The following is a 24119-nucleotide window of genomic DNA, read 5'->3' on the forward strand; positions in this document are numbered from 1 at the left end:
AGGGCTGCGGGGCACCCTGCACCGCAGTACCCTTCCTTGATCGTGGACGGGGGTGGGAGGCGGGTGGCGTGGAGACGTCCGGAGGTCTGATGCTCCCGGGTGGTGGAGATCAGGAGGACCGTCAGGTCGCGGACGGTGCCGCCGCCGAGGCGGTGCAGAGCGCGGTCACCCTCGCCCAGCCGCTGGAGATCGGAGCGGAGCTGGACTGGGGCGCGGAAGCCTGGTCGGAGGTACGCACCCGCGCCACGCGCGCCGGGCGGGCCTACGTATGGCTCAACCTCGTGGAACAGCGCCTGCGCGCCGTCGTCAACGCTGTGCTGCGCCCGATCTACGAGCCCGTGCACGGCGAGGAGTGGGTGGTCGCCGCGGCGGGCCCGGCCGGGCACGAATGGGTGCAACGGGCCGTCGCCGTACGGGAAGTGAGCCGTCGTAAGGGCTTCCTGCTCGACCCCGCCGACGACAATGTGCTCAGCTTTCTGACGCTGCCCCAGCTCCGCGAACTGGTCGTCCAGCACTGGCCGTGCTTCGAGCCGTACTTCGACGACCGCCGCGACCTCGAACTCGCCCTGGACGAGCTGGAGGTGGCCCGGCATGTCGTCTCGCGCAACCGGGCGCTGTCCAGGACCGTCCTGGACCAGGCCGAGCGGGCCGCCGCCAAGCTGCTGGAGCTGCTGGGCGCGGGACCCGCCCGTACGGCCGCGCAGCGGCTGCCGGTGGACGCCGTCGAGGACCTGGTCGCCGACCGCTACTCCGATGTCATCGGCGTCTACCCGGACCGGGTGCGGCTGCAACGGCAGCTCCCCGTCGAGGACTTGTTCTCCGGCGCGCGCCGGCTCGACGCGATAGGCATCGGCCTCAATCTGCTGGTGCAGAACTACTCGGGGCGGCGCCTGGTGCGGCTCGCCGAGTCCGGCTGCCGGGTCAGACTGCTCTTCCTCAACCCCGCGAGCAGTACGGTCCGCCGCCGCGAGCGGGAACTGGGCCTGGGGCGCGGTGAGCTGGCCCGGTCGGTCGAGATGAACATCATGCACATGCGCCGGGTGCGGGCCCGGCTGCGGGACCCCGACGCCTTCGAGATCCGGGTCTTCGACGAGACCCCGCGCTTCACCGCCTACCTCGTCGACGGCGACACCGGCGACGGCCTGGCCGTCGTGCAGTCCTATCTGCGGCGGGCCCGCGGCATGGAGGTGCCGGTGCTGCTGCTGCGCGGCGGGTCCCGGCAGGTGGTCGCCGAGGAAGGGCCCGCGGAACACGGGCTCTTCGAGGTCTACCGCGAGGAGTTCGAGGGCATCTGGACGGATTCCCGTCCCGTGTCGTGACCTCCGGGGGAGGGGCGGGGACGCCCCGGAAAACGGAACCCCGCCGTCCGGCGCTGTCAGTGGTCCGCGCGATGATGGCAGGGCACACGGGGGTTACGGGGAAATGGGTGGGAAGGATGCTCGCCATGGCATGGCATGAGGAGCTGTTGGTCGGGTTCGACCTGGAGACGACGGGGACGGATCCGCGCCAGGCGCGGATCGTGACCGCGGCGGTCACCGAGGTGAAGGACGGGGAGCCGGTACGGCACCGGGCGTGGCTGGCCAATCCTGGCGTCGCCATTCCCGAGGAGACCACCGCCATCCACGGCATAAGCACCGCCCGCGCGGCGGCCGAGGGGCGCCCGGCGCCGGAGGTCGTCGCCGAGATCGCCGACGCCCTGCGGGGGTACTGGGCGGCCGGGGTGCCCGTCGTCGTCTACAACGCGCCCTTCGATCTCACCCTGCTGGACGAGGAGTTGCGGCGGTACGCGCTGCCGCCGCTGGCCGTTCCCGGGGCCCGCCCGGGGCCCGTGCTCGACCCGCTGGTGATGGACCGCGCCCTCGACAAGTACCGGCGCGGCAAGCGCACCCTGGAGGCCGCCTGCGGCGTCTACGGTGTCGTCCTCGACGGCGCGCACGAAGCGGGCGCCGACGCCCTCGCCGCCGTCCGCGTCGCCCGCGCCCTCGCCGCCCGCTACCCCCAGGTCGCCGACGCCGACCTCTGGGACCTCTACGACGAGCAGCGCGGCTGGTACGCCGACTGGGCCGAGGACTTCGCCTCCTGGCTCCGCCGCAAGGGGTCCGCCGACGCCTCCACCATCGACCGCGCCTGGCCGCTGCGCGTCTCCGCCGCCTGACCCCTCCGGGGCCGGTCACCCGCCAACCCGCGGCCCGCCGCTGCGGCGGATCGAAGAGGCGCCGCCTCTTCGGCTCACCTGTGCGTCGCGGTCAACTGGGGGCCGTGCAAGGGGTGATGGGGTGGGGGAGGGCGGTGCCTTCCTTGAAGGCCGCCGCGGTGGGGCGGGGTCAGAAGGAGTACCAGCGGACGGTGGGGTCGGCGGCTCTCAGCGAAGCGACACGTCGGCGGAATTCGTTGAGGGCGGCCGGGCTGGCGGGGGCGTGCTGGGCGACCCAGGCGCAACTGGCGGTCTCGCGGGCACCGCGCAGGACGGTGATGCCGGGCCACTCGGTGACGTCCCAGCCATAGGCGGCGGTGAAGGCGTCGTACGCCGCCGCGGGCACCCCGTAGCGGTCACGGCTGAGCGCCTGGACGACGAGGTCGTGCTCGCGCAGGTCGGAGGAGAAGGTCTCCAGGTCGACCAGGACCGGCCCGTCGGGCCCGATGTGCACATTGCGCGGCAGCGCGTCCCCATGGATCGGCCCGCGCTCCAGGTGCGGTACGAGCTCGGCCGCGGCGGTCGCGAAACCGTCGCGCCGATTGCGCAGATACGCCGCGTCCGCCGGATCGATCGCGTCCCCGGCCAGCCGCAGCCAGCGCTCGACCCCGCCGAGCAGCTCACGCGGCGGCAGCCCGAAGTCCGGCTCGGGCAGCGCGTGCACGAGCAGCAGCAGCGGCGCCACATCGGCGGGCTCCGCGGGCCGCAGCGGCTCGGGCAGCCGCTGCCAGTACGTGATCGGGTGGCCGTCCACCAGCCGCACTTCGGACTCCGCCGAGCGCACGGCGGGCACATCGTGCTTGGCCAGCCAGTCGGCGGTGCGCACCTCGCGCCGGGCCCGCTCCAGCAGATCGGCGCTGCGGCCGATCTTGATCACCAGACGCCCGGCGGCGTAGACCGCGTTCTCGCCGAAGGCGAGCAGCTCGGCCTCGTGATGCCCGGCGGCATCCAGCACCGCCCGTGCCCGCTCCCGCGTGAACACCCTCGTGTCCGCCATGCCGAAACCCGAACCCTTCGCCGAATCGCCCGCAGTCCCGAATCGTCCACTGTCCCGTACCGCCGCGCCCGCCCGCGCCCTCCTCGTACGCCCCCGCCGTGTCACGCGCCGCCCCACCGACGTGCCGCTTTCCGTACCGCATATGCCGACAGCATCGGTCAACGGCGCGGAACTAGGCCAGTGTCGCATCCGCGCGCCCCCTGAACGCGCGTCACCGGCTGAGAATGCGCCGTGAATACGCCCGAATACGTCGGGCGCGCAGCGATGAATCCTGGCCGCCCGGCCGGTCGGTATCCATGAAGGCCCGTCCGGGGGCCAGGTCCAGGAGAGGCGGAGAAGACTGTGACGGCGGCACCCGGCCCGACGGAACCCCTGGTCGTGGACGTGACCGGGCTCCCCGGCGGCGCGCCCGGCACCATCGGCGCGCTCGCCCGGCTGGGGCTGGCCGCGCACAGGACCGGGCACACCGTGCGGTTGCGCGGCGCCACCGCGGAACTCCGCGAATTGCTCGAACTCGCCGGGCTAGCGGGGCAGTTCGAGTGGGAGGCCGAAAAGCGGGAATAGGTGCGCGGTGTCGAGGAACGCGTTGATGCCGGTGATCCGGCCGTCGGTGATCTCCAGCACCTGGAGCGCCCACGGGTGGTGGCCGCCCTCCGGGCCGTTCGACCGGTACTGCCCGAAGCCGGGCGATCCGTTCGCCCACACCGGCAGCAGCCGGGAGTCCTTGCACTCGATACCGGTGCCGAGGAACCAGTCGCGTATGTCCTGGTGACCCTGGAGCCACAGGGCGTACGGCGGCATGGACAGCGTGACGTCCTCGTGCAGCAGGGCGGTCAGCGAATCGAGGTCGTAGCGCTCGAAGGCGTCCACATAGCGCGCGAGCAGCTTCTCCTGCGCCTCGTCCATCGGCGCGGCGGCGGCCTTGGCGTAGTCGGTCCCCGCCGTGCTCACCCCGGCCTCGCTGAGCGTGGCGCGGGCGCGCTGCAACGCGCTGTTGACCGACGCCACCGTCGTACCGAGCAGTTCCGCGGTCTCGCTGGCCTTCCAGGCCAGCACCTCGCGCAGGATCAGGACGGCCCGCTGCCGAGCGGGCAGGTGCTGGAGGGCGGCGACGAAGGCCAGCTTGATCGTCTCGCGGGAGACCACGACATCGGCCGGGTCGCCGGAGGACGGCAGGGCGCGGACGTCGGGCACCGGCTCGATCCAGACGCTCTCCGGGGAGGCGGCGGGCAGCGTCGCGTCGGCGTGCGACGCGGGGGACAGGTCCATCGGGCGGGCCCGGCGCTTGCCCGCGTTGAGACTGTCCAGGCACACATTGGTCGCGATCCGGTACAGCCAGGAGCGGAACGAGGCCCGCCCCTCGAAGCCACGCTGCCCGCGCCAGGCGCGGACCAGCGTCTCCTGCACGGCGTCCTCGGCCTCGAACACCGAGCCGAGCATGCGGTAGCAGTAGCCGGTCAGCTCTGCCCGGTGCTCCTCAAGACGGAGCTCCACCTCGTCGGCAGCCAGGGCGGTACCGCTCCCGGCGCTTTCGCTCTCTCTCACGGTCACGCTTTCCACACTAGGCCCGCCCACTGACAACGAGCCCGGAAAAGGGGCCCGGAACACCGCCCGGAACGCGCCGGAGCCCCCGTCCCGGGCGGGACAGGGGCTCCGTGACCTGCGGAGAAACGCGGGATCCGAATTTTCCGAGGTAATTTTCGCGCCGGGCCGAGGCGGGCCGGGCCGGGCCGGGAACAGGTCCTGGGGCCCCGGTCGGGCCGGGAACAGGTCCCAGGGACCTCCCCGGCTCCTGGCCGGGGATCAGACCCGGTCGGGCACCTGGTCCCGGTACGGCTCCTCCGGCAGCGCGACGACCGGCGGCGGGGCCAGGGTCGACTCGTCGTGCGTCATGTCGGGCAGCCGGTGCATCCAGCGCGGCAGGTACCAGTTGCGCTCGCCGAGCAGGCTCATCACGGCCGGGAGCAGCACCCCGCGGATGACGGTCGCGTCGATCAGCACCGCGAAGGCCAGGCCGACACCCATCTGCTTCATGCTCTGCATGGACAGCGTCCCGAAGATCGCGAACACCGCGACCATGATGACGGCGGCGCTGGTCACGACGCCCGCGGTGGTGGTGATGCCGTGCTCGATCGCGCCGCGGGTGCTCATCCCGCGCACCTTGGCCTCGCGGATCCGGGAGACCACGAACACGTGGTAGTCCATGCTCAGCCCGAACAGGATCACGAAGAGGAACAGCGGCAGCCAGGCCACCACCGCGCCCGTACCGGTGGCGCCCACCAGCGACGCGCCCCAGCCGTGCTGGAAGACCGCGGACAGGATGCCGTAGGCCGCGCCCACCGAGAGCAGATTCAGCACGATCGAGGTCAGCGCGATGGTCAGCGACCTGAAGGACAGCAGCATCAGCAGGAAGGCGAAGACGGTCACGAAGGCGAAGACCGGCAGCACACTGCTGGTGATCTTGGCCGTGAAGTCCATCGACCCGGCCGTCCCGCCGGTCACCGGCGCCTGGAGGCCGTCGACCTTGCCGAGCGTGTCGGGCCGTACGTGGTCGCGCAGCGTCCGCACGTTGTCCTGGGCCTTGGCGCGGTCGCTGCCGCCGGCCAGCGGTACGTCGATCTGGGCGACGTTCTGCGCGGCGTGCACGGTCAGGGTGACCGGGCCCTTGCTGGCGCCCGAGGACACGGCCTCGGCGCGGAAGGCGGCGATGGCCTTCTTGACCGCCGGGGCGTTGATGTCGTCGGCCTTGACGACCACGTTGGCCTGGTCGGGACCGCCGGGGAACGCCTCGTTGATGTGCTCGTAGGTCTGGATGATCGGCAGCTTGCTGCCCAGTTCCTGCGGCATCGACAGATTCGCGGTCTTCATGCCGAACGCGGGGAGCGCGATGACCAGCAGCGCGCCGCCCGCCATCACCGTGGCGGTCTTGGGGTGGCTCAGCACCGGGCCCAGGACGGTCTTCCAGAAGCGGCTGCTGGGGTTGGCGGCGCGCCGGGCGGTGTTCTTCCGGCCGCGGTTCAGGAACGGGATGCGGCCCTTCTCGACCCGGTGGCCGAGCAGCGACAGCAGCGCGGGCAGCACGGTGACCGAACCGAACATCGCGATGGCGACGACGATCATCGTGGCCAGGCCCATCGCCTTGAAGTCACCGATGCCGGTGAAGAGCATGCCCGCCATGGCCACGATCACGGTGATGCCGGAGATCAGGATGGCCCGCCCCGAGGTGGCCGCCGCGATCTTGATCGCGGTCTGTCCGTCGTGCCCCGCGGCCCGCTCCTCACGCTCGCGGCGCAGGTAGAACAGGCAGTAGTCGACGCCGACGGCCAGGCCGACCAGCAGCATCACGGAGTTGGCGGTGTCGCTCATCGGGATGATGTGGCTGACCATCGCCACCACACCGCCCGCGGCCATGAACGCCGTCATCGCCAGCGCCACCGGCAGCAGCGCCGCGACCAGCGCGCCGAACGCGATCAGCAGGATGCCCAGTGCCACGGGCACGGCGGAGAACTCGGCGGTCTTGAAGTCGCTGCCGAAGGCGTCGTTGAGCACCTTCCCGCCGCTCGCGTCGCCGAATTCCTCGATCCGCAGGTCCGTGTGGCGCGACTGGACCTTCTTCACCGCGTCCATGACCGGCTGCACCTTGTCGGGCGCGTCGTCCGCCAGGCCGAGCATGTCGAAGCGGACCAGCGCCGAACGCCGGTCGGCGGAGACGGCCTTGGTGTCATAGGGCGAGGTGACCGCGGTGACCTTGCCCGTGCCCTTGACCGCGGTCATCACCTCGGCGACCGCGGTGCGGAAGGCCGGGTCGGTCGCGTGACCCGAGCCCTTGGCCTGGATCAGCACCATCTCGCCCGCCGCGCTCTTGAGCCCGGCGTTCTCCTTTATCGTGGCGGCCTGGTTGATCTCGCCGGACATCGACTTGTCCTGGTCGAGGTCGACCCGGCCCGCCGACTGTCCGACGAACATCGCCAGGATGACGAAGAGCAGCCACCCGCCCACCGCCGCCCAGCGGTGCCGGGCGCTCCAACCGCCCATAGCCGCCGCGATGCCCATCCTGCTGCCGTGTGCGCCTGAGCGACTCACGGTGTCCCCCTTGAAGGATCGTCATGGGTGGCGGCCTGACCTGGTGATCCGGGGCCGCTCCGTACGCCTATGACGCTATGGGGACGCGGGGCGCCGACCCATCCGGCCTGCTGGTGACTTCCGGGAGGGCGGGCTCCCCCTCAGGGGTGGGGACAACCCCACCATGGCCGGGAAGTTGGCCCTTACACCGACACCAGTCGGCGCGCGGGCAGCAGCGCCTCGTCGTACCGGCGCAGCAGTAGTTCGGCCAGCTCCGGCGCGGCGCCGAGCACCGGCGCGAGCACGTCGGCGCCCGCCTCCCGCGCGCCGCGGGCGATCCGGTCGGGCAGGAAGCCCGGCGCGATGACGTACGGGGCCACGGCGATCCGGCGGACGCCCTCGGCGCGCAGCGCGCGTACGGCGTCCTCGGTGCGCGGCAGGGCGGCGGAGGCGAACGCGGGCCGCACGGCGCGCCATCCGGTGCGCCGCCACTCCCGCGCGATGTCGGCGATCACCGCCCTGGCCTCCGGGTCGGTGGAGCCCGCGGAGGCCAGCACCACACCGGTCGAGGCGCGGTCGCCCGGCCGCAGCCCGGCCTCCGTCAGCCGCCGCTCCAAGGTGGCGACCAGCAGCGGCGACGGGCCGAGCACGTCGGCCTGCGTGATCCGCAGCCGGGAGGGGGCGTCCCGCAGTACGGCGGGGATGTCGGCCTTGGCGTGGAAGGCGCGGGTCAGCAGCAGCGGAAGGGCGACGGTCTCCCGTACGCCCTCGGCCGCGAGCCGTTCCAGCACCTGGGGCACCGAGGGGGCGCAGAAGTCCAGGAAGCCGGTCTCGACCCGCAGACCCGGCCGCGCCGCCCTGACCCGCCGGGTCAGCGCGCGCACGGTCTCGGCGTGCCGCGGGTCGCGGGAACCGTGCGCGATGACGACCAAGGGGGGCCGGGCGGCGGGGCGCACTACTGCTGGGCCCCGGCGGTCAGGCCGCGGCTGCGCAGCACCCAGCGCTCCAGCGGGCTGAAGATGATCTGGTCGATGGCGATGCCGACGAACAGGATCAGCAGGATGCCGAGGAAGACCCCGGCCATGTCGGAACCCTCGCGCATGTTCTCCAGGTAGCGGCCGAGGCCGACGCCCAAGTCCGGTGAGGACGCGATGAGTTCGGCGGCCATCAGGGAGCGCCAGGAGAACGCCCAGCCCTGCTTGAGGCCCGCGACGTAACCGGGCAGCGCGGCGGGCAGCAGGATGAACCAGGCGCCGCGCAGGCCGGTCGCGCCGATGGTGCGGCCTGCGCGCAGGTACAGCGGCGGCACCTGGTCGATGCCGGACACCAGGCCGTTGGCGATCGACGGCACCGCGCCCAGCAGGATCACCGTGTACATCGCCGAGTCGTTGATGCCCAGCCAGATCACCGCGGCGGGCACCCACGCCACCGACGGCAGCGACTGGAGCCCGGACAGGATCGGGCCGATCGCCGCCCGGACGAACGGCACACGGGCCACCAGCAGGCCCAGCGGGGTGCCGATGGCCAGCGCGGCGACGAAGCCGAGCAGGCCGCGCTGCACGCTGGTCCAGATGATGGAGAGCAGGTCGCCCTCGTTCCACCGCTCGGACAGCGCCTGGCCGACGGCGTGCGGGCTGGGCAGCTTCGTCGGGTCGGAGAAACCGCCCCACACCGCGAGCTGCCAGACCACCAGCACCAGCAGGATCGCGGTGACCGGCGGCAGCACCTTCTTGAACAGGATCTCCCAGAAGGGCGCCCGCCGGACCTCGACGGTCTCCAGCGCGTCGAGGCCCGCTTCGAGCCCTGACAGGTCGTGCCGGTCCGCGGCGCCCGGCCCGTCCGTCTTCCCGAGCGGGACGGCGCCTTGCGCGGACGTCTCAGTGCTGGCCATGGCGGCGGATCTCCCCACGCAGTTCTTCGGTGATCTCGACGGACAGGTCCGCCACGGCCGCGTCCTCGATACGGCGCGGCTGCGGGATGTCGATGGTCCACTCACGGGCGATCCGCCCCGGCCGCGACGACATCAGCACGACCCGCTCGGCGAGCCGTACCGCCTCCCGGACGTTGTGCGTCACGAACAGCACCGACAGGTCGGTCTCGGACCAGATCCGGGTCAGCTCGTCGTGCAGCACATCGCGGGTGATGGCGTCCAGCGCCGCGAACGGCTCGTCCATCAGCAGCAGTTGGCTGTCCTGGGCGAGCGCGCGGGCCAGTGCCACGCGCTGCCGCATACCGCCGGACAGCTCGTGCACCCGCTTGCCGTACGCGCCGCCGAGCCGTACGAGCTCCAGCAGCCGCTCGGCCTCGGGGCGGCGCTCCTCACGGGGCACGCCCCGCAGCCGCAGGGCCAGTTCGATGTTCTTGCCCGCCGTCAGCCACGGGAACAGCGCGTGTTCCTGGAACATCAGGGCGGGCCGCCCGCCGGGCGCCGCGATGGCGCCCGCGGACGGCTTGTCGAGTCCGGCGACCAGATTGAGCAGGGTGGACTTGCCGCACCCCGAGGCCCCCAGGAGGCAGACGAACTCACCGGGCCGCACGTCGAGCGTGATGTCGTCCAGCACGAGTTGCCGGGCGCCGGGCCTGCCGAACGCCTTCGACACATGGTCGAGCCGCGCGGCGTACGCCTCGGGCTCCGCGGTCTGCGCGTCGGCACTGGTGAGGGTGTCGGCCATGGGTGTCACCTCCTGGGGTCCTACGGGGCGGGTGCGGTTGACGCCGCTACGGGTCGTCGGGGGGCGGGTGTCGCGGGCGGGGCTACTGAGCGCCGAGCCCCGCGGCGTCCACCGTCGGCTTGCCGTCCGCCGTGAGCACCTTGTTGAGCAGCGTCAGGTCGTACAGCCCGTTGAGCTTCGGCGCCTTGAGCAGACCGGCGTCCACGGCGTGCTGCGCCTCCTCGCCCGCGGTCTTCGCCAGCGGGTCGTCCAGCACCTGGATGGACTTCCAGGCCGGGTCGAGGACGTTGGCCGGGAGCGCCTTCTGCGTCAGCTTCTTGAGCTGGTCGTTCGCGTCCGCCTTGGCCTTGTCGGGGTTGGCCGCGATCCACGCGTTGGTGTTCACCGAACCGCGCAGCACCGCCTCGACCACGTCCGGGTGCGCCTTGAGGAACTTCTGCGACACGATCACATTGGTGATCACGAACTTGTTGTCGGGCCACAGCGTGCTCTCGTCCAGCAGCACCTTCGCGCCCTCGGCGACCAGCTTCGACGCGGTGGGCTCCGGCACCCACGCGCCGTCGATGGAGCCCTGCTTGTACGCGTCGGGGGTGATCTTGTTGTCGGTGCGGACCACCGACACATCGCCCTTGCCGCTCTGCGCGTCGACCTTCCAGCCCTTGGTCTTGATCCAGTTCAGCAGCGCCACGTCCTGGGTGTTGCCGAGCTGCGGGGTGGCGATCTTCTTGCCCTTGACGTCGTCCAGCGTCTTGATCTTGTCGGGGTTGACGACGAGCTTCACACCGCCGGACGCCGAACCCGAGATGATCTTCAGGCTGGCGCCGTTCGACTTGGTGTAGCCGTTGATCGCGGGGGAGGGGCCGATCCAGCCGATGTCGATGGAACCGGCGTTGAGCGCCTCGATCTCCTCGGGGCCCGCGTTGAAGGTCAGTTCCTTGACCGTGGTGGCGCCCAGTTCCTTCTGGAAGATGCCTTCCTTGAGGCCGACCAGCGGGGTGGCGTGCGTCAGGTTCGGGAAGTAGCCGATCTTGACCTGGTCGGCGGAGAGCTTCTTCGCGTCGGCACCGGCACTGGCGGCCGGCGCGGTCGTCGCGTCACTCGACTTGTCGTCGTTGGAGCCGTAGCCGCAGGCGGCGAGAGCGCCGAACAGGATCGGCAGAGCGGCGGCCGCGGCGGTGAGTCTGCGGCGGCGGAGGGCGCGGGATACGGGACGGGACTGGGCAGACACGTGGGTGTCCTCTCGTAAGGCCCGGCGTGTCGCGCTCGTGGTCAGGGCGCGGCCGGAAGTTCGTCAGGTCTTCGAAAGCGGTGCAACGGGGGCCGCTGTGCGCGGCGCTGGGGTACGGCGGCGGTCACGGCGTGCCCGTGGTCCGCGGCCGGGCGCGTCAGCCCACACATCGTGCGACCCCGCCCGTACCCGCGCCGAGCGAGCCGCTGCCGACGCGGCCGCCCTCCTTCGCGAAACCCGAGAAGGCATCCTGAGTCATCGTCAGAAGTCCCAACCCTCGTCGTCGGCCGCGCCACCCGCGGCCGGATCCGTCTTCTCCGCGAACGCCTCGCCCGCCATGCCCGCGGTCAGCGTCGTACCGTCCGCCGGGTCGATCAGCAGGAAGGAACCGGTCAGCCGGGAGTCCGCGTACGCGTCCACCGGCAGCGGCTCCGCGGTGCGCAGCAGCACCGCTCCGATGTCGTTGACCTCCAGCTCAGCGGGCTCGTTGTCGTGCGCGAGACCGTGCGAGAGGTCGATCCGGTACGGCAGGCCCTTGACGATCGCCTTCACCGTCCGGGTGGTGTGCTTGAGCAGCACGCGGTCCCCGATCCGCAGCGGACGCTCGTGCAGATGGCACACCGTGGCCCTGATGTCCTGGGTGATCGCGGGCGCCGTCGCGGTCGGCGCGATCATGTCGCCGCGCGAGATGTCCAGGTCGTCGGCGAGCAGCACCGTCACCGACTGCGGCGCCCACGCGGTGTCGACGGCCTCACCGAGCGCGTCGATCCCGGAGATCGTGGTGGTACGGCCCGACGGCAGCACCGTCACCGCGTCGCCGACGCGCAGTAGCCCCGAGACGATCTGGCCCGCGTAACCGCGGTAGTCCGGGTGCTCCGCGGTCTGCGGCCTGATCACGTACTGCACGGGGAACCGCGCGGGGCAGCCGGTCAGGTCGTGGCTGACCGGGACCGTCTCCAGGTGCTCCAGTACGGTCGGGCCGCCGTACCAGTCCATGTGCGCGGACGGCTCGACGACATTGTCACCGGCCAGCGCGGAGATCGGGATCGCGGTGATCTCCGGGACGCCCAGCGAGGCCGCGTAGGAGGTGAACTCCTCGGCGATGGCGGCGAACACGGGCTCCGCGTAGTCCACCAGGTCCATCTTGTTGACCGCGAGCACCACGTGCGGGACACGCAGCAGGGCCGCGACGGCCGCGTGCCGCCGGGTCTGCTCGATCACGCCGTTGCGGGCGTCGACCAGCACCACGGCCAGCTCCGCCGTCGAGGCGCCGGTGACCATGTTGCGGGTGTACTGCACATGGCCCGGGGTGTCGGCGAGGATGAACCGCCGCCGCGCGGTGGCGAAGTAGCGGTAGGCGACGTCGATGGTGATGCCCTGCTCGCGCTCGGCCCGCAGGCCGTCGGTGAGCAGCGCCAGGTCCGGGGCCTCCTGGCCGCGGCCGAGCGACGCCCGCTCGACCGCCTCCAGTTGGTCGGTGAGCACCGATTTGGAGTCGTGCAGCAGCCGCCCCACCAGCGTGGACTTGCCGTCGTCGACGGAGCCCGCGGTGGCGAAGCGCAGCAGCGTGGTGGCCGACAACTGCTCGGCGGTGAGGGGGTTGGTGGGACCCGTGGTGGCGGTCATGGTTAGAAGTACCCCTCGCGCTTGCGGTCTTCCATCGCGGCTTCCGACATCTTGTCGTCGGCGCGGGTCGCGCCCCGCTCGGTCAGCCGGGAGGCGGCGATCTCGGTGATCACCGCGTCGAGCGTGGTGGCCGCGGAGTCGACGGCGCCCGTGCAGGACATGTCGCCGACCGTGCGGTAGCGCACCTGGCGGGTCTCCACCGGCTCACCGGCCTTCGGGCCGCCCCACTCGCCCGCGGTCAGCCACATCCCCGACCGGTTGAACACCTCGCGCTCGTGCGCGAAGTAGATCTCGGGCAGCGCGATCTTCTCGCGGGCGATGTACTGCCACACGTCCAGCTCGGTCCAGTTGGACAGCGGGAAGACCCGTACGTGCTCGCCCGGCGCGTGCTTGCCGTTGTAGAGCTGCCACAGCTCGGGGCGCTGGCGGCGCGGATTCCACTGCGAGAACTCGTCGCGCAGCGAGAACACCCGCTCCTTGGCCCGCGCCTTCTCCTCGTCGCGCCGTCCGCCGCCGAACACCGCGTCGAAGCGGTGCTCCCTGATGGCCTCGGTCAGCGGCACCGTCTGGAGCGGGTTGCGGGTGCCGTCGGGCCGCTCGCGCAGCCGCCCGTCGTCGATGTACTCCTGCACCATCGCGACATGCAGCCGAAGGCCGTGCTCGGCGACCGTACGGTCCCGGAACTCCAGCACCTCGGGGAAGTTGTGCCCGGTGTCCACGTGCAGCAGCGAGAACGGCACCGCCGCGGGCGCGAACGCCTTCAGCGCCAGGTGCAGCATGACGATCGAGTCCTTGCCGCCGGAGAAGAGGATCACCGGCCGCTCGAACTCGCCCGCCACCTCCCGGAAGATGTGCACGGCCTCGGACTCCAGCGCGTCCAGGTGCGAGAGGGCGTACGGGCTGTCCGTGCTTCCGGAGTGCGCGACGGCGGCGGTCATATGGTGAGCCCCTTCTCGACAAGCAGCGCGTGCAGTACGGAAGCCGACTCCTCGACCGTGCGGCCCTGGGTCTCGATCCGCAGATCGGGGTCGGCCGGGATCTCGTACGGGTCGTCCACGCCGGTCAGGCCGGTCAGTTCACCCGCGGCCTGCTTGGCGTACAGGCCCTTGACGTCACGCACCGAGCAGACCTCGACCGGTGTCGCGACATGCACCTCGACATAGCCGGTGCCCTGCTGCTGGTGGCGCTTGCGGACGGCCTCGCGGCTGTCGGCGTACGGCGCGATGACCGGGACGAGCGCCAACACGCCGTGCGAGGCGAGGAGTTCGGCGACGAAGCCGATGCGCTGCACATTGGTGTGCCGGTCCTCGCGGCTGAAGCCGAGGCCCGCCGAGAGGAATTCGCGGATCTCGTCGCCGTCGAGCACCTCGACCCGGCGGCCCTGCGCGCGCAGCCGCTCGGCGAGTGCGTGGGCGATGGTGGTCTTGCCCGCGCTCGGCAGACCGGTGAGCCAGACGGTGGCGCCGGTGGTCATCCCCAACTCCTGACTGGTCGTCACTGCCTCGGTCGTCACCGCGCCGGTCCGCGTGGGGCCGGCCTTCGTGGCACCGGTCCCCGTCCGACCGGCCGTCACAGGTGGATCCCGCACTCGGTCTTGCCCAGGCCCGCCCAGCGTCCGGCGCGGGCGTCCTCGCCCTCCAGCACCCGGCGGGTGCACGGCGCGCAGCCCACCGAGGCGTAACCGTCCGTCAGCAGCGGGTTGGTGAGGACCCCGTGCTCGGCGACGTACGCCTCCACGTCGTCCTGCGTCCAGCGGGCGATCGGCGCGATCTTGACCTTCCGCCGCTTGGCGTCCCAGGACACCACCGGGGTGTTGGCCCGGGTCGGCGACTCGTCGCGGCGCAGGCCCGTCGCCCACGCCTCGTAGCCGCGCAGGCCCTCCTCCAGCGGAGCGACCTTGCGCAGCGCGCAGCACCGGTCGGGGTCGCGGTCGTGCAGCTTCGGCCCGTACTCGGCGTCCTGCTCGGCCACGGTCTGCCGCGGGCTGATCGTGATGACGTTGACGTCCATCACGGCCGCGACCGCGTCCCGCGTGCCGATGGTCTCGGGGAAGTGGTAGCCGGTGTCGAGGAAGACCACGTCCACGCCGGGCAGCGCCCGCGAGGCGAGGTGCGCGACCACGGCGTCCTCCATCGAGGACGTGACGCAGAACCGCGGCCCGAAGGTGTCGGCGGCCCAGCGCAGCACGTCGAGCGCGGACGCCTCCTCCAGGTCGCGGCCCGCCTGCTCGGCCAGGGTGCGCAAGTCCTCGGCGGTGTGCTGTGCGGTGGTCACGAGGCGCCTCCATGCGGGGAGTTGGCGGTCGTTCCCCTGGACAGCAGCCCGAGGAACTTCAGCGTGAATGCGCGATTGCAGGCGTGGCATTCCCACGCGCCGTGGCCTTCCTCGGACGGACGCAGGTCCTCGTCCCCGCAGTAGGGGCAGTAGAACGGCGCGGCCCGCTCGCTCATGACAGCTCCTCAGCGGAGGCGCGCGCCGCCCACTGCGCGAAGCGCTCGCCGTCGGTGCGACCGGCCTGGAAGCGGGTCAGCACCCGCTCCACGTAGTCCGGCAGCTCCGCCGAAGTGACCTTCAGACCGCGGACCTTGCGGCCGAAGCCCGCCTCCAGGCCGAGGCTGCCGCCCAGGTGCACCTGGAAGCCCTCGACCTGCTCGCCGTCGGCGTCGGTGACGAGCTGTCCCTTGAGACCGATGTCCGCGACCTGGATACGGGCGCAGGAGTTGGGGCAGCCGTTGATGTTGATGGTGACCGGCTCGTCGAAGTCCGGCAGCCGCCGCTCCAGTTCGTCGATGAGCGAGGCGCCGCGCGCCTTGGTCTCCACGATGGCGAGCTTGCAGAACTCGATTCCGGTGCAGGCCATGGTGCCGCGCCGGAAGGGCGACGGCGTGGCCTGGAGGTCCAGCGACTCCAGACCCGCGACCAGCGACTCGACCCGGGACTCCTCGACGTCCAGGACGAGCATCTTCTGGTCGACGGTGGTCCGCAGCCGGTCGGAGCCGTGCTCGGCGGCCAGTTCGGAGATCTTCGTCAGCGTCGCGCCGTCGATCCGGCCGACCCGCGAGGCGAAGCCGACGTAGAAGCGGCCGTCCTGCTGCCGGTGCACGCCGATGTGGTCGCGCCACTGCCGCACCGGCTGGTCGGGCGCCGGACCGTCGGTCAGCTCGCGCTTGAGGTAGTCGTCCTGGAGCACCTGGCGGAACTTCTCCGGACCCCAGTCGGCGACCAGGAACTTCAGCCGGGCGCGGGCGCGCAGCCGCCGGTAGCCGTAGTCGCGGAAGATGCCGATGACGCCCGCCCACACCTCGGGCACCTCGTCCAGCGGCACCCAGGCGCCCAGCCGCACACCGAGCTTGGGGTTGGTGGACAGCCCGCCGCCGACCCACAGGTCGAAGCCGGGGCCGTGTTCGGGGTGCCGGACGCCGACGAAGGCGATGTCGTTGATCTCGTGCGCCACATCCAGCAGCGGCGAGCCGGAGACCGCGGTCTTGAACTTCCGCGGCAGGTTGGAGAATTCCTTGCTGCCGATGTAGCGGTCGTGGATCTCGTCGATCGCGGTGGTGCCGTCGATGATCTCGTCCTCGGCGATGCCCGCGACGGGCGAGCCGAGGATGACGCGGGGCGTGTCGCCGCACGCTTCCATGGTGGACAGGCCGACCGCCTCCAGGCGGCGCCAGATCTCCGGTACGTCCTCGATCCGGATCCAGTGGTACTGGATGTTCTGCCGGTCGGTGAGGTCGGCGGTGCCGCGGGCGAACTCCTGCGAGATCTCGCCGATCACCCGGAGCTGGGCCACGGTCAGCCGGCCGCCGTCGATCCTGACCCGCATCATGAAGAACTCGTCGTCCAGCTCCTCCGGCTCCAGGATGGCGGTCCTGCCGCCGTCGATCCCGGGGCGGCGCTGCGTGTACAGCCCGTACCAGCGCATCCGGCCGCGCAGGTCGGCGCCGTCGATGGACTGGAATCCGGCCTTGGAGTAGATCGTCTCAATGCGTGTCCGCACATTGAGACCGTCGTCGTCCTTCTTGGTCTGCTCGTTGCCGTTGAGCGGCGTGAAGTGCCCCATGGCCCACTGGCCCTCACCGCGGTGCCGTCCGGCCTTGCGGCGCGACGCGGCAGCCCCGGCGGCGGCGTCTCCGGCCGGAGTCTGGGGCAGGTCAGGGGTGGAAGCCATGGCGATGCGTCCTTCGGGCAGGCTCGAATACGGTCGATTACGCGCGGGAGCACCCTATGGCCTGGGAAAACGCAGGGCTGTGAAACACAGCGGGGCGGCCGGGGACTCCCGGGCATCCACGACGACGGGGATGGCGGGGAGCGGAGCTAAGTCGGTCAGACCGCCGGACAGATGGCGCTGGACACGCGGCAGAAGTCGACGTGCGGCCGACCTACCAAGGCGATTCCAGTGCGTGACATGACGAAAGCGTGGCATGCGGGTCTCCGGAGAGTCCACCGCCATCCATTATGTGGACCAGATAATCTCACCAGGTGAGAAACTGTGGCGTCGGTCACGCCCCGCCCGGCGCGACCGGCGCGTGGACGGTCACGCGACCGGCGCGCGGACGGTCACGCGCCCGGCGGAGTGGACGGGGAAGCGGCGACCGTCGTGTCGAACACCCGGAAGCCGCGCCGCCGGTAGTTGTCCAGCGCGTACGGCCCGTCCAGCGAGCAGGTGTGCACCCACACCCGCTCGGTCGGTTCCCTTCCCTCCCAGCGGTCGCCCAGGTCCCAGGCCCGCTCGGTGCCGAAGGACAGCAGATGGCCGCCGAGACCGCGGCCCCTGGAGTCCGGCAGCAGCCCGAAGTAGACGATCTCCACCACGCCCGCGTCCTGCGCCCCCAGCTCCACATAACCCGCGGGGGTGCCGTGTTCGTACGCCACCCACACCTCGGTGCCGGGCCGCGCCAGATGGGCCCGCCACTGCTCCGGCGGCCACGGCAGCCGGTCCCGCCACGCGCAGTCCGCGCCGACCGCCGTATACAGAAAGCGCCCGAATTCGGCCGACGGGACCTGCGACCGCACGATCCGGACACCCGACGCCTCGGGCGGCACGGCCGCGGCCCGCAGCTCGTCGGGCGAGGTCAGTTCGAGGGACCAGGTGGTCACGGGCGTACTCATGCGGCCCACCCTAGGCGGTGCGGCCCGGCGCCCCGGGCCCGCCCCGGACGCCGCGACCGGGCACCCGGTGGCCGGATCTCGCCCCCGGCCCGCGCCCGTACCGCGCTCCGCGCGCCCCCACCGCGCGGACACGTCCTCTTGACGGCCGCGCCGCCGACTCGTTTCGATGGTCATCACGCGAATGCGGCCGGACACGTACGGTGACCGGCCGCGCCCGGCGGCCGTACGGTCAGCGGCGCGCGGCCAGCACCGCGGGCGCGAGCGAGTGCGGGAGGAGGTCCAACGGGTGGTGCGGACGGATGAGTTCGACATTCACCCCGTCGGCGAAGCGGTACGGCCGGTGCGCCAGCACGCCCGCCAGATTCCGCCGCAGCCGGGACAGCTCCGCGCGCACCGTCACCGTACGGCTCGGATCGCCGAACAAGTCGGCGGCCAGCTCGGCCGCGGTCCTGCCGCCGCGGTGCACCGCGAGCACGAACAGCAGCTCCGCGTGGCGCGGACTGAGCTGCTGCGCCCAGCTCCCGGCCGCGCCGCTCACCGTCACCATCCAGTTGCGCGGACGGCTCACGTCCAGCACCACCTGGCTCGCGCCCGATGCCCGCTCGCGGCTGCCCAGCCGTACCAGCCAGCCGCCCGGCAGCGGCTCCACCGAGCACAGGCCGAGCGAGGGCAGCCACATCTGCCCGGCGCTGACGGCCGCGGGCAGTTGCAGCCGGTCCGGCGGCGCCATCCCGGCCACCGCGGCCACCCAGCCGTTGGGGTCGACGGCCAGCGCCTGGCCCTCCATCCGGGCCAGCAGCGGCGCGGCCACCGACCGCAGCCGCTCGACCGCCGCCCAGTGCCTGGCCCGCAGTTCGCCCTCGGCGACCCTGGCCACCGCGGAGACCAGCGACAGATTCGCCGGGTGCGCGGTGGAGGCGGGACCGGTCACATTCACCACGCCCAGCAGCCGTCCGTCGCGCGGATCGTGCAGCGGGGCCGCGGCGCAGGTCCAGCCGTGCAGATTGCGCACGTAGTGCTCGGCCGAGTGCACCTGGAGGGGGGTGCCGGTCACCAGCGCCGTACCGATCGCGTTCGTGCCGACCGCGTCCTCGGCCCAGCTCGCGCCCTCGGCGAAGCCCAGCCGGTCCGCGAGGGACTTGCGGGACGCGAGGCTGCCGTCGCGCCACAGCACCCGGCCCTCCGGGTCGGTGACGATCATGATGTGCCCGGCCACGTCCGCGACCGCGTGCAGACCGTCGCGCAGCAGCGGCAGCAGACCGCCGAGCGGGGTGGACTGCCGCCGGTACTCCAGCTCGTCGGTACCCAGCAGCCCGTCGTTGCGACCGGTGTCCGGGTCCAGGCCCCGGCTCAGGGCGCGTGTCCATGACTCGCCGATCACCGGCCGCGGCGGCTTCGGCGGCACATCACCCGCAAGAGTGGCTTCCCGGACCGAGGCCAGCAGGTGCGCGGACGCGCGGGCGTCCATCGCGTCCCTCCGGCCGACCTGGATCGGAAAGTGTGTCACGTCGCCCCCGCCCTGCGTGCTCTCCGTCTTCCACTGCCCATGGTGCCGCCGTACGGGCCCGGCCGTCGCGATTTCCCTCCCGTCCACCGGAGGTCCCCACACGGCCTGACGACATGTGCAACGGGCTGCAACCATTGCGAGCGTACGCGACTTCGACGGAGAGTGACGCGGCGTCACCGGCGCGCGGCAGCCCCCCGGCCGCGCTGCCGGGGCGGTCGGCCTGACGGCCCAACAGACCGGGGGTGGTGCCGAGTCGGCGCGGCGCCACCCTCCGTGGGCGCGGCGGCGGAAACCTTTCTGCTCCCCCTTCGGGGGGCGAGCGGAGGGACAGCCGCTGCCGCGCCGTTTTCCGTTCCGCCGCGACGGGACTTCGCGGACGCGCCCTACGACTGGACCGGGCGGGCGCGGTCGACGATCGAGGACAGGTCCAGGGTGTGGGGGAGGGTGCCGAAGGTGGCGCCCCAGTCGTGGCCGAGGCGGGAGGCGCAGAAGGCGTCGGCGACCTCGGGGGGCGCGAAGCGGACCAGGAGGGTGCCCTGGAGGACCAGCGCCATGCGCTCGACGATGCGGCGGGCGCGGGTCTCGACTCCGTCGAGGTCGGCGAGTTCGCCGAGGAGGTCCTTGACGGCGCCGTCGAGGCGGTGGTCGGCCCCGCGGGCCAGCCCCAACTCGGCCAGGAAGGCGTTGAGGGCCAGCGGCTCCCGCTGGAGGACGCGCAGCACGTCGAGGGCCTGGACGTTCCCCGAGCCCTCCCACACCGAGTTCAGCGGCGACTCGCGGAAGATCCGCGGCATGCCGGACTCCTCCACGTAGCCGTTGCCGCCCAGGCACTCCAGCGCCTCGGCCGCGACGACCGGACAGCGCTTGGTGACCCAGAACTTGGTGACGGCCACCGCCAGCCGCCGGAAGTGCCGCTCCTGCTCGGTGTCCGCGTCGCAGGCCGCCGCCAGCCGCAGCGCCGTGGTCGTCGCGGCCTCCGACTCCAGCGCGAGGTCCGCCAGCACGTTGCGCATCAGCGGCTTGTCGGCCAGCGGCCCGCCGAAGGCGCTGCGGTACGTGGCGTGGTGCACGGCCTGCGCCACCGCCTGCCGCATGAGGGCGGCCGAGCCCAGCGCGCAGTCGAGACGGGTCGCCGCGACCATCTCGATGATGGTGGCCACCCCGCGCCCCTCGTCGCCGACCCGCCGCGCCCACGTACCGCTGAACTCCACCTCGCAGGAGGCGTTGGAGCGGTTGCCGAGCTTGTCCTTCAGCCGCTGGATCGCGAAGACGTTGCGGGTGCCGTCCGGCAGCACGCGCGGCAGCAGGAAGCAGGTCAGCCCTCCCGGCGCCTGCGCCAGGACGAGGAAGCCGTCCGACATCGGCGCGGAGCAGAACCACTTGTGCCCGGTCAGCGCGTACGCGCCGTCCTCCGCCAGCGGCTCGGCGTGCGTGGTGTTGGCCCGTACGTCGGAGCCGCCCTGCTTCTCCGTCATGCCCATTCCGAACAGCGCGCCCGGCTTCTCGTCGGCCGCGACCAGTTGCGGATCGTAGACCCGCGACCCGAGCCGCGGCTCCCACTCGGCGGCCAGCGCCGGGTCGGTGCGCAGCGCGGGCACCGCCGCGTGCGTCATCGACACCGGACAGCCGTGCCCGGCGTCGACCTGCGACCAGACCAGGAACCCGGCGGCCCGCCTGAGGTGCCCGTCGGGCCGCGACCAGGCGTCGGTGAGACCGGCGGTGACCGCGTGCCCGAGCAGCCGGTGGTACGAGGGGTGGAAGTCCACCTCGTCGATCCGGTTGCCGTAGCGGTCGTGGGTGCGCAGCACGGGCGAGTACGTGTTCGCCTCCTCGCCCCAGCGCTGTGCCTGGGCGGATCCCGCGGCCTTGCCCAGCTCGCTCAACTCGTCCGTGATCTCCGTGAGCCCGGCCGGATCGGCGTGGCGGGCCACGGCCTCCACGAGGGCGCTGTCGGTGCTGTACACGTCATGGCCGACCAGCGGCGGAGCCTGATTGGTCACCGTGTGAGTGAGGGTGCTCATGGCAGCTAACGTAAGGGGGTGCAAGCAGCCGAAGAAAGAGGCCATCGTCGCCCGAGCAGGTGGCGCCGGGCTCGGGTGGTGTACCGCAACGTCTCCAAGCGCAAGGTCGCTTGGCTGCTGCTGAAGGACACCGTCAACTCCTGCATGGAGTACCGGGTGACCGGCCTCGCCGCCGAGGCGGCCTTCTTCGTCCTGCTGTCGCTGCCGCCGCTGCTGCTCGGCCTGGTCGGCGCCCTCGGCTACGTCGACACCGTCATCGGCCTCGACACCATCGACCACATCCGGCACAACATCCTCACGGCGTCCTCCACCGTGCTCTCCGACAAGGGCGTCAACCAGCTCGTCAAACCCCTGGTCGACGACGTCTTCCACGGCCGCCGCCCGGACCTGATCTCGCTCGGCTTCCTGATCGCCCTGTGGTCGGGCTCCCGCGCGGTCAACGTCTTCGTGGACACCATCACCATCATGTACGGCCTGGAGGGCCGCCGCGGCATCGTCAAGACCCGGCTGATGTCGCTGGTGCTGTACGTCGTCGCGCTGATACTGGGCGCCGCCGTCCTGCCGCTGGTCGTCGCGGGACCCGACGCGGTGGTCGACGTGCTGCCGGGCGGCGAGGGCGCGGTCGCGGTGCTGTACTGGCCCGCCGTCCTGCTCGCCACGATCGCCTTCCTCACCACGCTCTACCACGTGTCGGTGCCGGTGCGCTCCGCCTGGTACGAGGACGTGCCCGGCGCGCTGATCGCGCTGCTGATGTGGGTGGTCGGCAGCTTCGTCCTGCGGATCTACCTCACCCACACCGTCGAGGGACCGACGATCTACGGCTCGCTGGCCGCGCCGGTCGCCGTCCTGCTGTGGATCGGCGTGTCCGCCTTCGCCGTCCTGGTCGGCGCGGCCGTCAACGCGGCCGTGGACCGGGTGTGGCCGTCGCTGGCCACCGCCGCGGCCCGCGAGGAGAACGCCAGGCTGCGGGAGGCCGCGGCGGCCGAGGTCGTCGCGCAGGCCGCCGCCCGCAGGGCCGCGTACGCCGGGGACGAGGACGGCGACCCCGACGACGACCCGCCCGCCGAATACCCCGAGCGGTGGGCGGAATTCCTGCCGCACGCCGATGTGCGGTCCCGGCTGCGCCGCCGCCCCGACGTACCGCCGATGGCTCCGGCGCCCCCGCCCGCCCGGCACTCGGCCCCGCACCGCTCGGCCTCCCGGCCCGCGCCCCCGCCGCCCGCCGCGCCCCCGCCGCCGATGCCGCCCTTCCCGCCGGAGCTGTGACGCGCGGCTCGGCTCGGCGGGACCGGCGGCCGGGTCGCGGTGCACCATGGAGGCATGTACGAGGAACGTGCCGCCGCGGTGCCGGGCGTCACCGTGTGGACCCGTGAGAACGGCGGCGGGTCCTACCGCGTGCTGCCCGACGGCTGCATGGACCTGATCTGGTACGACGGCGGTCTGCTGGTCGCGGGCCCCGACACCCGCGCGTTCGTCGCCGACGACGCGCCGGGCGGCTCGTACGCGGGGCTGCGGTTCGCGCCGGGGCTCGGCCCGCTGGTGCTGGGAGTGCCGGCCCGCGAGCTGCGCGACCGCAGGGTGCCGCTGGACGCGCTGTGGCCCGCGGCGCGCGCCGGACGGCTGGCGGACCGGCTGGGCGGCCGGGACGCCGCCGCCGTCCTCGACGCCTGGGCGGTGACGCGGCTCGGCGCGGCCGGGCCCGTCGATCCCCTCCCGGGCGGCGTCGCCAGGGCGCTGGCCGCGGGCCGCCCAGTGGGCGCGATCGCGGCCGGGACGGGCCTGGGGGAGCGGCAGTTGCGCCGCCGCTGCGAGGCCGCGTTCGGCTACGGGCCCAAGACGCTCGGCCGGGTGCTGCGGCTGCAAAGGGCGCTGGAGCTGGCCCGCGGGGGCACCGCGTTCGCGCAGGTCGCGGCGGTCGCGGGCTACGCCGACCAGGCCCATCTCGCGCGCGAGGTCAAGTCGCTCGCGGGCGTGCCGCTCGGGCGGCTCATCCAGCCGACGGCTGCGGCATAGCGGCGAAGAGGTCGACGGTGTTGCCGTCCGGGTCGTACACGGCCGCGTAGCGCTGGCCCCAGAAGGCGTCCCACGGCTTGAGGTGGCCCGTGTGCCCGGCCCCGGTCAGCTCGGCGTAGGCCGCGTCCACGCCCTCGGGGGCGCCGCAGTCGAAGGCCAGCGACATCCGGGAGCCGGTGGCGGGCGACCAGCCGGGGTCGAAGGAGCGGACGGTCTCCACGGTGTCCCAGGCCAGCCGCAGACCGCCGGGGAGCGTGACCTCGACGTGCGGCTCCGCGTCCGCCGCCGCGGGCAGCTCGATGCCCAGGCGCCGGTAGAAGGCGAGCGAGGCGGCCATGTCCGCGACGACGAGGCCGATCAGATCGATACGGGGCGTGAGGGGTGCGTTCATGCCGTTCACGCTAGGCGGGCCGGGCGCCGGGTGTCTTGAACGAAACGGACACCCGGCACCCGACCTGCGACCCCCCGGCCCCCACCGGGGTTGTGAGCGTCGCCGCGGTCGCGCACCGTGCTCCGCGGGCGACGCGGTCCGAAGGATGCGATGAGGCCGATGGGGACTGATGAAGGCCGATGGGGTCGGATGAGGCCGATGGGGTCGGACGGGGCCCGACGGGGAGGAGTACGGGCCAGTGGTAAGGGGGAGGTATGCGGTGGTGCGTGGAAGGAAAGCTTCTTGTCCGTTGGTTC

General features: G+C 72.4%; 23 protein-coding genes. 5 read left to right on the top strand and 18 right to left on the bottom strand.

Annotated features, from left to right (window positions below; genetic code table 11):
- Positions 1-89 precede the first annotated feature (89 nt).
- Positions 90-1319: an SAV2148 family HEPN domain-containing protein gene (locus tag ACIO6U_RS30535; protein WP_355338811.1), complete on the top strand. Its 1230-nt coding sequence runs from the start codon at positions 90-92 to the stop codon at positions 1317-1319.
- Positions 1320-1444: 125 nt separating this feature from the next.
- A complete protein-coding gene (locus ACIO6U_RS30540; RefSeq protein WP_391048729.1) occupies positions 1445-2155 on the top strand; it encodes an exonuclease domain-containing protein in 711 nt (236 codons plus the stop codon).
- A gap of 169 nt (positions 2156-2324) precedes the next feature.
- On the opposite strand, the gene ACIO6U_RS30545 is transcribed toward ACIO6U_RS30540, so the two are convergent.
- On the bottom strand, positions 2325-3191 hold the full coding sequence (locus tag ACIO6U_RS30545; protein WP_355338711.1) for an aminoglycoside phosphotransferase family protein: 867 nt from the start codon (positions 3189-3191) through the stop codon (positions 2325-2327).
- Positions 3192-3533: 342 nt separating this feature from the next.
- Between ACIO6U_RS30545 and ACIO6U_RS30550 the strand changes: the two genes are divergently transcribed.
- On the top strand, positions 3534-3755 hold the full coding sequence (locus tag ACIO6U_RS30550) for an STAS domain-containing protein (RefSeq protein ID WP_188280389.1): 222 nt from the start codon (positions 3534-3536) through the stop codon (positions 3753-3755).
- On the opposite strand, the gene ACIO6U_RS30555 is transcribed toward ACIO6U_RS30550, so the two are convergent.
- The 16 genes from ACIO6U_RS30555 to ACIO6U_RS30630 all read right to left on the bottom strand — a co-directional run bounded on the left by ACIO6U_RS30555 (position 3714) and on the right by ACIO6U_RS30630 (position 21419).
- Complete coding sequence (locus tag ACIO6U_RS30555) at positions 3714-4736, bottom strand: sigma-70 family RNA polymerase sigma factor (RefSeq protein ID WP_355338814.1); 1023 nt, start codon at positions 4734-4736, stop codon at positions 3714-3716. The two genes, ACIO6U_RS30550 and ACIO6U_RS30555, sit on opposite strands and share 42 nt — an antisense overlap.
- A gap of 258 nt (positions 4737-4994) precedes the next feature.
- On the bottom strand, positions 4995-7244 hold the full coding sequence (locus ACIO6U_RS30560; protein ID WP_401724046.1) for an MMPL family transporter: 2250 nt from the start codon (positions 7242-7244) through the stop codon (positions 4995-4997).
- 212 nt (positions 7245-7456) lie between these two features.
- Positions 7457-8209, bottom strand: a complete 753-nt coding sequence (locus ACIO6U_RS30565) for a sirohydrochlorin chelatase (RefSeq protein WP_355338717.1) — start codon at positions 8207-8209, stop codon at positions 7457-7459.
- A complete protein-coding gene (locus ACIO6U_RS30570) occupies positions 8209-9144 on the bottom strand; it encodes an ABC transporter permease (RefSeq protein WP_355338720.1) in 936 nt (311 codons plus the stop codon). The genes ACIO6U_RS30565 and ACIO6U_RS30570 overlap by 1 nt, the downstream gene beginning before the upstream one ends.
- Positions 9131-9934, bottom strand: coding sequence for an ABC transporter ATP-binding protein (locus ACIO6U_RS30575; protein WP_401724004.1), 804 nt, complete (start codon positions 9932-9934; stop codon positions 9131-9133). The genes ACIO6U_RS30570 and ACIO6U_RS30575 overlap by 14 nt, the downstream gene beginning before the upstream one ends.
- Before the next feature lie 73 nt (positions 9935-10007).
- Positions 10008-11153: an aliphatic sulfonate ABC transporter substrate-binding protein gene (locus ACIO6U_RS30580; RefSeq protein WP_401724007.1), complete on the bottom strand. Its 1146-nt coding sequence runs from the start codon at positions 11151-11153 to the stop codon at positions 10008-10010.
- A 261-nt stretch (positions 11154-11414) separates the two neighbouring features.
- Positions 11415-12779 (bottom strand): sulfate adenylyltransferase subunit 1, encoded by a 1365-nt coding sequence (locus tag ACIO6U_RS30585; protein ID WP_401312203.1) that lies wholly within the window; start codon positions 12777-12779, stop codon positions 11415-11417.
- Positions 12780-12781: 2 nt separating this feature from the next.
- Positions 12782-13717, bottom strand: a complete 936-nt coding sequence (cysD, locus tag ACIO6U_RS30590) for a sulfate adenylyltransferase subunit CysD (protein WP_355338732.1) — start codon at positions 13715-13717, stop codon at positions 12782-12784.
- Positions 13714-14253 (bottom strand): adenylyl-sulfate kinase, encoded by a 540-nt coding sequence (gene cysC, locus ACIO6U_RS30595; RefSeq protein WP_355338820.1) that lies wholly within the window; start codon positions 14251-14253, stop codon positions 13714-13716. Before cysC ends, cysD begins: the two co-directional genes overlap by 4 nt.
- A gap of 95 nt (positions 14254-14348) precedes the next feature.
- Positions 14349-15053 (bottom strand): phosphoadenylyl-sulfate reductase, encoded by a 705-nt coding sequence (locus ACIO6U_RS30600; protein WP_355338735.1) that lies wholly within the window; start codon positions 15051-15053, stop codon positions 14349-14351.
- Positions 15050-15229, bottom strand: a complete 180-nt coding sequence (locus ACIO6U_RS30605) for a hypothetical protein (RefSeq protein ID WP_355338738.1) — start codon at positions 15227-15229, stop codon at positions 15050-15052. The genes ACIO6U_RS30600 and ACIO6U_RS30605 overlap by 4 nt, the downstream gene beginning before the upstream one ends.
- Complete coding sequence (locus tag ACIO6U_RS30610; protein ID WP_391048716.1) at positions 15226-16950, bottom strand: nitrite/sulfite reductase; 1725 nt, start codon at positions 16948-16950, stop codon at positions 15226-15228. Before ACIO6U_RS30610 ends, ACIO6U_RS30605 begins: the two co-directional genes overlap by 4 nt.
- Before the next feature lie 155 nt (positions 16951-17105).
- Positions 17106-17189, bottom strand: coding sequence for a putative leader peptide (locus ACIO6U_RS30615; RefSeq protein ID WP_355338823.1), 84 nt, complete (start codon positions 17187-17189; stop codon positions 17106-17108).
- 150 nt (positions 17190-17339) lie between these two features.
- Positions 17340-17891, bottom strand: a complete 552-nt coding sequence (locus ACIO6U_RS30620) for a GNAT family N-acetyltransferase (protein WP_355338744.1) — start codon at positions 17889-17891, stop codon at positions 17340-17342.
- 229 nt (positions 17892-18120) lie between these two features.
- On the bottom strand, positions 18121-19398 hold the full coding sequence (locus ACIO6U_RS30625) for a GAF domain-containing protein (protein ID WP_391048710.1): 1278 nt from the start codon (positions 19396-19398) through the stop codon (positions 18121-18123).
- Between the two features lie 383 nt (positions 19399-19781).
- A complete protein-coding gene (locus ACIO6U_RS30630; RefSeq protein WP_401724013.1) occupies positions 19782-21419 on the bottom strand; it encodes an acyl-CoA dehydrogenase family protein in 1638 nt (545 codons plus the stop codon).
- 18 nt (positions 21420-21437) lie between these two features.
- Here ACIO6U_RS30630 and ACIO6U_RS30635 point away from each other — a divergent pair, with 18 nt between their 5' ends.
- Both ACIO6U_RS30635 and ACIO6U_RS30640 read left to right on the top strand, forming a co-directional pair.
- The gene (locus ACIO6U_RS30635) at positions 21438-22685 is read left to right on the top strand and encodes a YhjD/YihY/BrkB family envelope integrity protein (RefSeq protein ID WP_391048707.1); all 1248 of its coding nucleotides are present in this window, start codon (positions 21438-21440) and stop codon (positions 22683-22685) included.
- Between the two features lie 54 nt (positions 22686-22739).
- The gene (locus ACIO6U_RS30640; protein ID WP_401724016.1) at positions 22740-23432 is read left to right on the top strand and encodes a helix-turn-helix domain-containing protein; all 693 of its coding nucleotides are present in this window, start codon (positions 22740-22742) and stop codon (positions 23430-23432) included.
- Here ACIO6U_RS30640 and ACIO6U_RS30645 read toward each other — a convergent pair.
- Positions 23407-23823 carry a VOC family protein gene (locus ACIO6U_RS30645; RefSeq protein WP_401724019.1) on the bottom strand — a complete coding sequence of 139 codons (417 nt, stop codon included), beginning with the start codon at positions 23821-23823 and terminating at the stop codon, positions 23407-23409. The genes ACIO6U_RS30640 and ACIO6U_RS30645 overlap by 26 nt on opposite strands.
- Between the last annotated feature and the right edge of the window lie 296 nt (positions 23824-24119).

It is taken from the genome of Streptomyces sp. NPDC087422 (assembly GCF_044744145.1).
Lineage (GTDB): Bacteria > Actinomycetota > Actinomycetes > Streptomycetales > Streptomycetaceae > Actinacidiphila.